We start from the raw sequence: 12,843 nt of genomic DNA, 5'->3' as shown, positions 1-12,843 counted from the left end.
AAAATAAAAAACATGACTACACATAACATTGGCATTATCATGAACGGCGTGACGGGCCGGATGGGGACGAATCAGCATTTGTTGAGATCTATAAAAGCCATAATCGAGCAGGGCGGCGTGAAAATTTCTTCGGACGAACTCATTATGCCTGATCCGATTTTAGTGGGCCGGAATGAAAGCAAGCTGCAATCGCTTTGCAAACAGTCGGGAATTGCAAAATATACGACGGATCTGGATTCCGTAATGTCTGATCCGCAGTATCAGATTTATTTTGATGCGCAGGTTACAGGGCGCCGTGCGGCTGCTGTTAAAAAGGCGATTCTTGCTGGAAAACACATTTATTGTGAAAAACCAACAGGAACGACAACGGAAGAAGCACTTGAATTATATGAGCTTGCAACGGCTGCTGGTTTGAAAAACGGCGTTGTTCAGGATAAGCTTTGGCTGCCTGGAATGTTGAAATTGAAGCGGTTAATGGAGAGTGGTTTCTTTGGAAAAATCCTTTCGGTGCGTGGCGAATTTGGTTATTGGGTTTTTGAAGGTCATAGCATTCCGGCGCAGCGTCCTTCGTGGAATTATAGAAAAGAGGATGATGGCGGCATTATTGTAGATATGCTTTGTCACTGGCGATATGTCTTGGATAACCTTTTTGGCAATGTTAAAGCCGTTTCCTGCCTTGGCGCAACGCACATTCCCGAGCGAATAGACGAAAATGGCAAGCCTTACAAAGCAACCGCCGACGATGCCTGTTATGCCACATTTGAGCTGGAAGGCGATGTGATCGCGCAATTCAACTCTTCATGGACCGTCCGCGTTCGTCGCGATGATTTGCTCACATTGCAGGTCGACGGAACACACGGCTCGGCCGTTGCCGGCTTGCGCGATTGCTACATTCAACATTACGGAAACACGCCGAAACCGGTTTGGAACCCGGACATTCCGCAACCCATCCCATTTTTTGAAGGCTGGTCAAAAGTGCCAGAGCAAGAGGTTTTTGACAATGCATTCAAAGCGCAATGGGAGCTGTTTTTGAAACACATTGTAAAGGACACGCCATTTCCTTGGGACTTGAAAGCGGGTGCGCGCGGCGTGCAACTGGCTGAAAAAGGCATTGAAAGCTGGGAAAAACGTGCCTGGGTCAACATTGAAGAGTTATAGAGACTTGCTAAGTCTTAAGACTTAGCAAGTCTTAAGACGGGGTCGTCCAGACTTAGCAAGTCTAATCTTGGAAAATCCACCCACCGAAATCATGAAAAAAACAGCTTTAATAACTGGCGGAAGTCGCGGAATTGGTTTTGGGATAGCCAAAGCGCTTGCAAAGGAAGGCTTTAACCTTGCTATCAACGGCGTGCGCGACGAAGAAGGCGCTGCCGAAGCCCTTAATGAGCTTCGAGAACTGGGGGCGGAAGTGGTTTATTGCCAGGGAAATATTGCCAATGCTGCTGACCGTGAGGCCATTGTTGAAAAGGCATATTCTGTTTTTGGTCAAATAAATATTCTTGTCAATAACGCGGGAATTGCTCCTCGCGTAAGGCTGGACATTTTGGAAACGACTCCTGAAAATTACCGGGAAGTGATGCAGACCAACCTGGAAGGTCCTTTTTTCCTGACGCAGAACGTTGCGAAACGAATGGCGCATACGAAGCAAAATAACCATGCATTTGAGGCGACAATCATTTTTGTAACGTCCATTTCTGCAACGGTTGCGTCTATTAACCGGGGTGAATATTGTATTTCAAAAGCAGGACTCGCAATGACCAATCTGCTTTTTGCTGTAAAGATGGCGGAGTTCAACATTCCCGTTTTTGAGATCCGTCCGGGCATTATTTCAACCGATATGACGTCCAAAGTGCAGGAAAAATACGACAATTTATTCCAAAGCGGCATTGCATTGCAGCCGCGCTGGGGAACGCCGGACGACGTCGGAAGAGCAGTTGCATCGCTCACAAGAGGTGATTTCCCCTATTCCACTGGTCAGGTTATCGGCGTGGACGGCGGAATGTTGATTGATAGGTTATAGCTTTTTAAGTAAACAAACCACTTTATGTCCGAACATTCTTACCCTCGCCCAACCTTGCTTTCACAACTGCTGCAAGTGCCTGTAATTGTGGCTGCACTGGGCTATCTGGTCGATATGTATGACTTATTTTTGTTCAGCGTAGTGCGCGTCCCGAGTTTAAAAGCATTGAATGTGCCCACGGCTCAGCTGCTGGGCGAAGGCATCAGGCTGCTGAATTACCAGATGGCCGGAATGCTCATTGGAGGCGTTTTGTGGGGCATAATTGCTGACAAAAAAGGCCGCCTTTCCGTGCTTTTCGGATCCATCATCATGTATTCACTTGCCAACATTGGGAACGGATTTGTCACATCACTTGATCAATATGCATTGCTTCGATTTGTAGCAGGCGTTGGATTAGCGGGTGAATTGGGCGCTGGAATTACATTGGTTACCGAGGTTTTGCCCAAAGAAATACGCGGTTACGGAACCACATTGGTGGCGACATTGGGCGTGTTGGGCGCGATCCTAGCCTATTTTGTAGCAGATTTGTTTGCTTGGAGAATCTCTTATTTTGTGGGCGGCGGAATGGGGTTGTTGCTTTTAATTCTAAGATTTAACGTTTTCGAATCTGGCATGTTCAAGCAGGTCAAAGAAAAAACAGTCGACCGTGGAAACGTCTTAATGATCCTGACAAACGGGAAGCGCTTTGGAAAATATTTGATGGCGATCCTTGTGGGTTTACCGATTTGGTTTGTTGTCGGAATTCTAATCACATTTTCGCCTGAGTTTGGCGCCGCAAAAGGCATTGAGGGAATTAATGCAGGAAAGGCAGTCATGCTGGCATTTTCAGGACAGGTTTTTGGCGATATTTTCAGCGGATTGTTAAGCCAATATCTCAAAAGCAGAAAGCGCGTGATCGGTTTGTTCATCATCCTTTCACTTACAATGATAATCGGCTATCTCACGATCCCGACTTTGGATCTGTTCACATTCTATTTAATGTGCGCATTGCTCGGTTTCTGCAATGGTTATTGGACCTTGTTCATCACAATCGCTGCCGAGCTCTTCGGGACAAACTTGCGGGCAACCGTGGCCACCACCGTTCCTAACTTCGTAAGAGGTGCGACGATTCCGTTAGCAGCATTGTTTGTGCGTTTCAAGCCCGATATTGGTGTGATTCAAAGCGGTCTGTTAATCGGCGTCGCAACTTCCCTCGTCGCGTTGTTAGCGTTGTATTTTCTTGAAGAGACTTTTACAAAAGATATGGATTTTGTGGAAAAAGAATAGTTCCGGATCTCACCCCAGATTTGAACAAAGGGCTTCTGCAATGCAGGGGCCCTTTGTTTTTAACACTTATTAACATGTAAAAGAGCAACTTACGGTTTTGAGCACGCATCATTAGAGCATTATAACATTAACCGCTTAATTGCTCATGAAAGATATCAACCATTCATTCACTTAAAATTTCCATTCCTGTACTTTGTATTACATAGTACCGACGTTTGCAGCACCTTTGTAATGTCCTAAGAGACAAAAAAACAACAGCCATAAAAATAAAATAGCCATGAAAACTACAATCAAAAATTTCGCATTAGCATTAGCACTTGTTGCCACGACTTTCGCTGCCAACGCAGAAGACAAAGAAACCAAAAAAACAAAAAAAGCTTCCACGTTCGGAACAGGAATTTACCCGACTAAAACTGGTAAAATCAATGTTCTGGTTGACAAAGCAAACAACGACGAGAACACAGTGATTTTACTTAAAAATGAAGCTGGAATCATCGTATATCGCGAAACTGTCAACAGAGACAACCAAAAGTTTGGTCGCACATTGAATATGGATCAAATGGACGCTGGAAAATACGAATTGGACGTCATTAGCGGCAGAGAAATTCAGACAAAATCATTCGAACTATCTGAACAAAAAACTGAACGCACTTTGTCAGTCAAGTAATTAAGCGTAAACCACAAGTTACAGGGCCTCCGGAAATCCGGAGGCCCTTTTTTTGTTTCAAACTCCTTACCAAACCGTTACCATTCCCCCAATCCAACGTCACACGGTTGAAACCAAAATTAGAAGTTCTACTTTTTGTGGAACTTTTTACTTAAATTTAACCGAGTAATGGAGCTAATAGGGAGAGACATTTTATCAAAACTTAAAAACAAGAACAGAGGGAATTCGAAATTATTGCAAGCCATAGATCAGCTGATCGTCGATCTTGAAAGCTTAAAGGTTGATTCCACAAACAATCTTAAAACTTTAAGATCTGATTTTGAGAAAGTACATAACGACGGCTTCTATTTCGTCAACATTCATATTCACAGAGTGCTGCTTGTCATAAAGGTGGAGAGAAATGAGGTAAAGATAGTTTGGGCTGGTAACCATGATGAATATGTAAGGACATTTAAAAACAACAAAAAAAGCATCGAAAAATGGATACGAATCAACGATCTGACGAAATGATCTCATGGGATGCAAGAGACATCATTCGCAAAGGGAAAATAGATTCTGAGCTTGAACGTGAAAGGGCAGTGTGGGTAGAACGGTCATTGAATTTACTGTCCAGAGAGCAGCCCGAACTTGAAGTTCTTAGGAAACAAATATTTGATTTAATCCTCCAGTACGAATCACGCTACTGGTCAGATTTTGACTCTATTCCCAAGCAACAATTCAAGGAAAGCGACCGAGCTGAAAAACAGGCCAAAAAGGAATTCAAATTTTTCAAAAGAAGAAAGGAATTGATCGTTGCTAAATTGAAAATGTACGGACTCAACCAGAATGATCTGGCGGAAATTTTGGCTCATAGTAAGTCGTATACATCTGAGCTTTTAAACACTATTCGGGCATTTTCAATCGGTGACCTTATCATTATTCATCGGCTGTTTGACATCGAATTGGACGACTTGATACACGCCGAAGTTCCAGCTGAAACAATGGCCAGAATCAATCAAATACTTCAAAAAGTTGCCTCAGATCCAGCAAAAACGAAAAAGTTTGGCAAAGCACCTGACAATGCGTTGCCCGGCACGGCACAGCGCAAAGCTTCAAAGAAAAAGGCGGGAGAATATCGCAAGCATTCACTCAATAACTTGCCTTAATGCATCCGCTATGGTTTTTATAAGGAGATAATCTTTCTTAATTCCTTTTTCAGTTGTTTCCAACACCTTAACAACCGAATATGAATTCGCGCAGGGATTTTCTTCAAAAGTTTTCATTGGGAATCGGTGCTGCTGCATTCATTGCCGGTGCTGAAAATGTTTCTGCTGCGGCACCCAAAATAGCCGATGCCCCGAAAGCCGACAAACAACTCCGCGTGGCATTGATGGGCCTTGGTGGTTATGCAAACATTGTTGCGCGGGGAATGAAAGAATGCAAAACTGCGAAACTGGTTGGGCTTGTGACAGGAACTCCCTCCAAAATTCCGGAATGGAAGCAGAAATATGGCATTGAGGACAAGAATATTTACAATTACGAGAATCTCCAAGAAATTAAAAATAACCCGGACATTGATCTGGTTTATGTCATTACACCAAACTCGCTGCATCACAAACATGTGTTGCAAGTGGCAGCTGCCGGGAAACATGTAATATGTGAAAAACCAGTGGCCGACAATGCAAAGCAAGCCAGGGAAATGATTGCTGCTTGCGAGAAGGCTGGTGTCAAATTCTACATTGGTTATCGGCTTCATTTCGAACCACATACACGCGAATTGATCCGCATGCGGGAAGCAGGAGAATTTGGCAAGATCATGCATGTAAACAATTATGCAGGTTTTACCATTGGCGACCCTACGCAGTGGCGATTGAAGAAAAACCTTGCCGGCGGCGGCGCAATGATGGATGTCGGCGTTTACTCAACAAATGGCGCACGCTATTGCACTGGCGAAGAGCCAGTTTGGGTGACTGCGCAAGAATCCAAAACAGACCCGGTGAAATTCAAGGATGTCGATGAAACCGTTACTTTTCAACTTGGCTTTCCAAGCGGCATTATTGCAAACTGCGGCTGCACTTACAACTTCAATCACGCTGAAAGGCTGCATGTTATGGGGCAAAAAGGCTGGGCCGAGATGAACCCGGCATTTGGTTACGGCCCTATTCGCGGAAATACGCACAAAGGCGCTATTGACGCACCGGATGTTAATCACCAGGCCTATCAAATGGACGGCATTGCCGACGCCATTTTAAATGGAAAACCAGATCCCAATGTTACCGGGCATGAAGGTTTAAAAGATATGCTCGTCATCGATGCCGTTTACGAATCGCTTCGCAAAAACGGCGCAAAAGTATTTATCAAACAATAATCACTCATTTAATATGGACTCGCGTCGCGACTTTCTACAAAAACTGACTCTGGGAATCGGCGCCACCGCCCTTTCTGATTTGCCTGCCGCTGCCCGACAGCTTTATTCCGGTCCCAAAGCCGATAAGCAATTGCGCGTTGCGATTATGGGACTCGGGAGCTATGGAACCCGTGTGGCCGATGCGATGAAAGATTGCAAAATGGCAACATTGGTCGGCGCCGTTTCGGGGACACCCGCTAAGCTGGACGATTGGAAAAAGAAATACAATATTCCCGAAAAGAACACTTACAACTATGAGACCGTCAGCAAGATCAAAGACAATCCTGATATAGATCTGGTTTACATCACGACGCCTAACTCACTGCATCACAAGCATGTGCTGCAAATTGCAGCAGCTGGAAAACATGTGCTTTGTGAAAAACCCGTCGCCGACAATGCGAAACAAACGCGCGAAATGATCGCAGCTTGTGAAAAGGCAGGAGTGAAATTTTACATTGGTTACCGGATGCATTTTGAGCCACATACGCGCGAGCTGATACGCATGCGCGAGGCTGGCGAGCTCGGTAAGATCATGCACGTGAACAATTATATGGGTTTCAAATCCGGCGATCCCAATCAGTGGAGGCTTAAAAAGGCTTTGGCAGGAGGAGGCGCAATGATGGACGTGGGCATTTATGCATTAAATGGCGCCCGTTACGCCACGGGCGAAGAACCGATTTGGGTGACAGCGCAGGAAACCAAAACCGATCCGGTAAAATTCAAGGAAGTCGACGAAACGATCATGTTTCAGCTTGGCTTTCCGAGTGGCGTGGTGGCGAGCTGCGGCACGACCTATAATTTCAATAACTACGAAAGACTTTATGTAGTCGGCGAAAAAGGCTTCGTCGAGCTAAGTCCCGCATTCAGTTACGGCCCGATCAAAGGCCGGACGCATAATGGCCCTATGAACCAGCCAATCGTCACGCACCAAACGTTGCAAATGGATGGAATTGCCGACATTATCCTCAACAACAAGCCCGACCCGAATGTGAGTGGAGCCGAAGGATTGAAGGATATGATCGTCGTGGACGCGGTTTATGAATCCATCCGAAAAGGCGGAGCCAAAATTACGTTAGCAGGAAAATAAAATTTATAGCGCAAAAGAATCACCATGAAGTTCCCGAAGTTGTTCAAGCAATGCATCTCCGCCTTCATGGTGATTCTTGCATTAAGCACGAGTTGCAGTAAAAAAAGTGTCACCGTTTTAAAAGGCAGCGATAATGAGAATCGTTTCAAAATAATCGGCTATCTCCCAAACCGCACAGACCTGCCAGCAGCAGCAAATCAAATTGATTTTGCAAAAATCACGCATTTGTACATTGCTTTCATCAATCCAGACTCATTGGGAAACCTGACTGGAACCGAGAATCTCAAAGCAGTCGCCGAACTGGCACATTCCAAAAATGTGAAGATTATGGCTTCCATCGGCGGCGGCAGCGCCCCGAAATATTATCCGTCATTTTTGATTGGAGAAAAGAAAACCAAGCTTATCAAAGACCTTGTAAACCTGGCAGTGGACAACAATCTCGACGGCATTGATGTCGATCTCGAAGGCGCATTGATTGACGCAAACTATGAAAATTTCGTAGTCGATTTTGCAGCAGCATTGAAGCAAAAGAACAAACTGATCACAGCCGCGATAGCGACGGTTTACAAAACGCAATTCACCGACAAAGCCCTGGCGCAGTTTGATTTCGTCAACATTATGTCCTACGACCGCACCGGCCCCTGGCGTCCAGACAAACCCGGCCCGCACGCCCCCTACTCCATGGCCGAAGAAGATCTCCAATATTGGCTCGAAACCCGCAAAATTTCCAAAGAAAATCTAACCCTAGGCGTCCCCTTCTACGGTTACGGCTTCGGCGGAACCGCCCCTGAAAGCATGTCCTACAAAAACATTCTTCGCCAATTCCCAGACTCCATCAACCAGGATCAGATGCATTTGAATGGCGGAATGGTTTATTATAATGGTCTGCCGACGATCCGGAAGAAGACTGAGCTGGCAAAGCAGATGGTTAGCGGAGTGATGATTTGGCAGTTGTTGCAGGATTCAACTGGCGTGAAGTCTTTGTTGGGGGAGATTGATGGGGTGGTGAAGAGGAAATGAATTTGCCAAATGTTACATTTTAAGTTAACTTTACATAACACACTATTTAATGGAGCAAATACGCGAACTCGTATTTTATAAGAACTATTTTGACGATTTCTATAAGCAGCAAAACCCTAAGGTGAGAGATAAGATCGACCACATAATCTATCTCATAATGCATTTTGATAGGATTCCAGAAAAATTTTTGAAACATATTGAAGGTCAGAAAGGATTGTATGAACTGCGGATTGAAGCGGGTAGCAACATTTTTCGTGTCTTCTGTTGCTTTGATAAAGGGAGAATCGTTGTCCTGTTTAACGGCTTTCAAAAGAAAAGTCAAAAAACACCTCCCGACGAAATACAGCTTGCCGTCAAGTTAATGAAAGAATATTTTGAACGAAAATCGACATGAAAGAGCATTTGGATATAACTTCCGCGGAAGAACATTTCACCCGCTACCACGGAGCGCCTGGAACAAAAGAACGAGTGGAATTTGAGCTGAAGGCGAAAGCTTTTTTGATCGGTGAACTTATTAAAGAAGAAAGAAGACTGGCGAAGTTAACGCAAGAGCAGCTTGCCGATAAAATCGGGGCAAAAAAAAGCTTTATTTCCAGAATTGAAAATGGTCATGCAGACATCCAACTTTCTACACTTTACAGAATTTTAGAAATTGGACTTGGTAAGAAACTAGAACTTTCCGTGCACTAGTTTCTGCGCTTTTTACCTCTATGATTCGCGGGATGACACGGACAGTTCAATTGGAATTCGTATATATAGTGGAAAGCGAAGGCGAAATCTTTCCGTTCTCAATCCTTTCAATAGATTGCCTGTCCTTCTCATAAGACCGAACAAGATCAAATTGACCCAACCTTTTGCGCTTAGTAGTTGGATGATTCTCGTTTCAATCAGTTTTTGTTTATTAGTAAGGCAACTCAATGCCTTTAAAAATTGCTCTTAGCAAATCACACGGATCGACATCCATTGCAAGCGCAATCAAATAGAGTTCCCTTGCTCTTAAATGGGAGCCCTCTTTCAAAGTTAGTTCGCTAAGTCTAGAAGCACTAATCCCGGTTTTACGAGAAATCTCCGCCTTATTAATAGATTTTCTTCCTAGATATAGACCAAGTTCTGTCATACAATCCTGCTTTTCAGGACATAAATTTAGAATAGACAATGATCTGTATAGAATTCCCATAATCAGCTTTGTAATTTTGATAGAATATCGATAGTTTTATACAGAAAATCAATATATATCTATCGAAAAACGAACTACTATTTCAATGCAATCTTTCAAGCACAAATCCCGCCAGCTAAAAATCTATTCAAAATTTCAAAGATCTTCCAGATGGAATTCTAAGTTCGTCCCGGAAATACGGTTGTGTGGGAAGTGGCTTGAAAATATGGGATTTGGGTCAGGAGAACGAATTCAGGTTCGCTTGGAGAATGACAGGATAATCATAGAACCTGTGGGCGAGTTGACAAAAAATTCGCAATTGGAAATTTGGTAAACATTTACTCCAAGAAAGTAATAAACCATTCGAAAATTGACGCTAGCCGGAGAATAAATGAGCCAAGGGGATTCAACAAATGTTTCGAAGCAAAACCTATTTTTGGAAACAATGTAATTCTTTCAATTAAACACACTATGCATGATTTCTGCCGATGATCTGAGAAACATTGCCTTTGAGCGACTGGCCGACGCGGAGACATTATTGCTTGCCAGGCGCTTTGACAGTTCTTTTTATCTATGCGGCTACTCGATTGAAATTGCTTTAAAACATAAAATTTGCAAAACCTTAAATTGGGCTGGATTTCCCTCTTCATCCAAAGAATTCGAAAAGCTAAGAAGCCTTAGAACACACGATCTGGAATTACTCTTATCTTTAACTGGTTTTGAATCAGAGCTTAAAATCCGTTATTTCGATGAATGGTCACTTGTTAGTAACTGGACTCCGGAATCGCGTTACAATGTTACCGGATTAGTGAGCGAAGCGAAGGCAAATGAAATGTTTACATGCACCAGCATTATTCTTCTGAACTTATGAAAGAAATCATTGATAAATTAATAAAGATCGAACAAGAAAGTGCAGCCGAAAAGGGTGATTATGAATTATTTGCACTCTTCCTTAGAGAAGAATCCTTTGGTAGATGGGACATTGTGGTATATTCTAAATGGGCTTGCCTGGATTATCCGAACTCCCGGAAATATCTTTCTGAAAAGATTCAAAATTCTTTATCCGCTGATGAAATTGTTCAAATTTCAAGGATTGTGGTGCTGGATCAAGCGAATCTGGAAATGCCCGATTTTATTCAAAATTTGAACGTACAACATGGTGCGGCAACAATAAAAGACGAAGAATTCCTTGGCCAGCAAATTGAGCGTGGCTATGTAATCACCGCGAACACCAACCAGGCTGCTTAGAGGGATGCAACTCATTACTTGGACTTAAACACGGCTTTATCCGCAAGGCCGATCTGCCCCTTTTTTACTATCCTGACTTCCGATCCCTGAGCTCCACAACAAACCAACTTTGAGCTTTTAAACAAAGCCTCACCCTCCCTTCCTGCCGACCTTTGTCATACAAAAAACAAAAAAATGCTATGACAAAAGTTTGGTTTATTACAGGCAGTTCCCGCGGATTGGGACGTAGCCTTACAGAGGCAGTGTTGAAAAATGGTGATAAAGTTGCTGCTACCGCACGGAATACGCGGCAGTTAGATCAGTTCGTTGCGCAATTTCCGGATCAGGTTTATCCAATTCAACTTGATGTAACCAATAAGGAACAGATTTATGCTGCGGTTGACAATGCGATTCGGCGTTTTGGGAGAATTGATGTGCTGGTTAATAATGCTGGCTTCGGCATAACCGGCGCTGCAGAGGCGTTTACTGACGAGCAAGTTCGCAGCCAGTTGGAAACCAACTTGTACGCACCAATTGAAATCACACGCGCAGTTTTGCCGCATATGCGCAAACAACGCTCGGGACACATTCTGCAAATCAGCTCGATTGGTGGCCGTGTTGGCGGTGCTGGATTGACCATGTATCAGGCTGCGAAATTTGGACTGGGCGGCTTTACCGAGTCGCTTTCCAAAGAAATAGCGCCGCTTGGAATCAAAGTTACATGTGTTGAACCGGGCGGATTCCGTACAGACTGGGCGGGTTCTTCTATGAGCTTTGCGCCTGAAATAGAAGGCTATGAAACTACAATTGGCGGCGTCAAAAAGTTTTTTACCAGCGATGCTTACGTCCCAATTGGTGATCCGGATAAGGCTGCAAAAGTGATGGTGGAGCTCGTTGAGCATCCCGAACCGCCTTTGCATTTAATCCTCGGCAGCGAAGCTGTTGGCATTTTACAAAGAGCAAGCGCATCCAGACAGGCTGAACTGGAAAAATGGATGCCTGTCAGTATTTCTACGGACCACAACGACGCCGAAAATTTCTTCGAATCGACTGCTGGCAAAGCATATTTGAACCTGAAAGGCGTATAATTTCCTTTAAACTGCCATCAACTTTTAGGTAAAAACAACTAACTTCAACAGCATTGCAGACGTTTTTCACCTGCAATGCTGTTCACCCAAATGCCCATTCCAATGAGCCAACCGGTCATCGAACCCACCTTATCACAAATTACGTATTCTTGTTACCACTCGAGAAGCCGGGAAGGAGAGCAGTTTGTGCCCGAGCACGTTTTCAGTTATCAAATCGCAGGCACGCTTATCGTGAATGACGGTCTTCAAGAGTACATTTTCAAAGAAGGCGATTTCAGGCTTACAAAGCGGAATAAACTCGTAAAATTCAACAAGCAGCCTCCCGCTAATGGCGATTTTAAAGCAATATCCATTTATTTGGACCAGCAGACACTACGTAATTTCAGTATGGAATTCCATTACGAAGCCGCTCCGCATTCGTCTGAAAAAGCGTTTATAGCATTGAAAACGAATAAGTTGATGACCAGCTACATAGATTCGTTAATGCCTTACCGCGAATTTCAGCCGCCGACGAGCCAGCAATTGATGGCGCTCAAATTGAAGGAAGCCATTTTGATTCTCCTGCAAACGAACCCTGAAACCAAGGACATCCTTTTCGATTTTAGCGAACCGGGCAAAATTGACCTCGAAGGCTTTATGATTCAAAATTTCCATTTCAATGTGCAGTTGAAACGATTTGCTTATCTAACCGGTCGCAGTCTGGCAACATTCAAGCGTGACTTTGAAAAGATTTTCCACATGTCTCCAAGTCGCTGGCTGATGCAAAAACGGCTCGAAGCTGCGCATTATCTGATCAAAGAAAAAGGCAAAGCGCCCTCGGAAGTGTATCTGGAAACAGGTTTCGAAGATCTTTCACACTTTTCTTTCGCTTTCAAAAAGGCATATGGCATCGCGCCTTCGCGGGTTGCATAAGTAAGGAATCTGCA

The 12,843-nt window shown here is 44.0% G+C and carries 16 protein-coding genes; 15 read left to right on the top strand and 1 reads right to left on the bottom strand.

Annotated features, from left to right (window positions below):
* The first annotated feature begins 12 nt into the window (after positions 1-12).
* From LZG73_RS09585 to LZG73_RS09535, 10 genes are all read left to right on the top strand, one after another.
* Positions 13-1,158 carry a Gfo/Idh/MocA family protein gene (locus LZG73_RS09585; protein ID WP_233848097.1) on the top strand — a complete coding sequence of 382 codons (1,146 nt, stop codon included), beginning with the start codon at positions 13-15 and terminating at the stop codon, positions 1,156-1,158.
* A 91-nt stretch (positions 1,159-1,249) separates the two neighbouring features.
* Positions 1,250-2,020: a 3-ketoacyl-ACP reductase gene (locus LZG73_RS09580; protein ID WP_233848096.1), complete on the top strand. Its 771-nt coding sequence runs from the start codon at positions 1,250-1,252 to the stop codon at positions 2,018-2,020.
* Between the two features lie 24 nt (positions 2,021-2,044).
* Positions 2,045-3,286 (top strand): MFS transporter, encoded by a 1,242-nt coding sequence (locus LZG73_RS09575; protein ID WP_233848095.1) that lies wholly within the window; start codon positions 2,045-2,047, stop codon positions 3,284-3,286.
* Positions 3,287-3,563: 277 nt separating this feature from the next.
* Positions 3,564-3,953 (top strand): hypothetical protein, encoded by a 390-nt coding sequence (locus LZG73_RS09570; protein ID WP_233848094.1) that lies wholly within the window; start codon positions 3,564-3,566, stop codon positions 3,951-3,953.
* Positions 3,954-4,432: 479 nt separating this feature from the next.
* The gene (locus LZG73_RS09560; protein WP_233848085.1) at positions 4,433-5,098 is read left to right on the top strand and encodes a transcriptional regulator; all 666 of its coding nucleotides are present in this window, start codon (positions 4,433-4,435) and stop codon (positions 5,096-5,098) included.
* Between the two features lie 80 nt (positions 5,099-5,178).
* On the top strand, positions 5,179-6,300 hold the full coding sequence (locus LZG73_RS09555) for a Gfo/Idh/MocA family protein (protein WP_233848084.1): 1,122 nt from the start codon (positions 5,179-5,181) through the stop codon (positions 6,298-6,300).
* Between the two features lie 13 nt (positions 6,301-6,313).
* A complete protein-coding gene (locus tag LZG73_RS09550) occupies positions 6,314-7,426 on the top strand; it encodes a Gfo/Idh/MocA family protein (RefSeq protein ID WP_233848083.1) in 1,113 nt (370 codons plus the stop codon).
* Between the two features lie 24 nt (positions 7,427-7,450).
* Positions 7,451-8,446: a glycosyl hydrolase family 18 protein gene (locus tag LZG73_RS09545; RefSeq protein ID WP_233848082.1), complete on the top strand. Its 996-nt coding sequence runs from the start codon at positions 7,451-7,453 to the stop codon at positions 8,444-8,446.
* 49 nt (positions 8,447-8,495) lie between these two features.
* Positions 8,496-8,840 (top strand): type II toxin-antitoxin system RelE/ParE family toxin, encoded by a 345-nt coding sequence (locus LZG73_RS09540; RefSeq protein ID WP_233848075.1) that lies wholly within the window; start codon positions 8,496-8,498, stop codon positions 8,838-8,840.
* Complete coding sequence (locus LZG73_RS09535; protein ID WP_233848073.1) at positions 8,837-9,136, top strand: helix-turn-helix domain-containing protein; 300 nt, start codon at positions 8,837-8,839, stop codon at positions 9,134-9,136. Before LZG73_RS09540 ends, LZG73_RS09535 begins: the two co-directional genes overlap by 4 nt.
* A gap of 211 nt (positions 9,137-9,347) precedes the next feature.
* On the opposite strand, the gene LZG73_RS09530 is transcribed toward LZG73_RS09535, so the two are convergent.
* Positions 9,348-9,563 (bottom strand): helix-turn-helix transcriptional regulator, encoded by a 216-nt coding sequence (locus tag LZG73_RS09530; protein WP_233848072.1) that lies wholly within the window; start codon positions 9,561-9,563, stop codon positions 9,348-9,350.
* 145 nt (positions 9,564-9,708) lie between these two features.
* On the opposite strand from LZG73_RS09530, the gene LZG73_RS25660 reads away from it, so the two are divergent.
* The 5 genes from LZG73_RS25660 to LZG73_RS09510 all read left to right on the top strand — a co-directional run bounded on the left by LZG73_RS25660 (position 9,709) and on the right by LZG73_RS09510 (position 12,829).
* On the top strand, positions 9,709-9,936 hold the full coding sequence (locus LZG73_RS25660; RefSeq protein ID WP_409014323.1) for a SymE family type I addiction module toxin: 228 nt from the start codon (positions 9,709-9,711) through the stop codon (positions 9,934-9,936).
* 141 nt (positions 9,937-10,077) lie between these two features.
* On the top strand, positions 10,078-10,473 hold the full coding sequence (locus LZG73_RS09525) for a hypothetical protein (RefSeq protein ID WP_233848070.1): 396 nt from the start codon (positions 10,078-10,080) through the stop codon (positions 10,471-10,473).
* Complete coding sequence (locus LZG73_RS09520; protein WP_233848067.1) at positions 10,470-10,850, top strand: hypothetical protein; 381 nt, start codon at positions 10,470-10,472, stop codon at positions 10,848-10,850. The genes LZG73_RS09525 and LZG73_RS09520 overlap by 4 nt, the downstream gene beginning before the upstream one ends.
* A 179-nt stretch (positions 10,851-11,029) precedes the next feature.
* Positions 11,030-11,917, top strand: coding sequence for an oxidoreductase (locus tag LZG73_RS09515; protein WP_233848066.1), 888 nt, complete (start codon positions 11,030-11,032; stop codon positions 11,915-11,917).
* A 102-nt stretch (positions 11,918-12,019) separates the two neighbouring features.
* On the top strand, positions 12,020-12,829 hold the full coding sequence (locus tag LZG73_RS09510; RefSeq protein WP_233848064.1) for an AraC family transcriptional regulator: 810 nt from the start codon (positions 12,020-12,022) through the stop codon (positions 12,827-12,829).
* Positions 12,830-12,843: the final 14 nt, after the last annotated feature.

This window comes from Dyadobacter sp. CY326 (assembly GCF_021390515.1).
In the GTDB taxonomy this organism is placed as follows: Bacteria; Bacteroidota; Bacteroidia; order Cytophagales; family Spirosomataceae; genus Dyadobacter.
The sequence above is the reverse complement of the archived record's forward strand: the minus strand, read 5'-3'. Positions and strand labels throughout refer to the sequence as shown.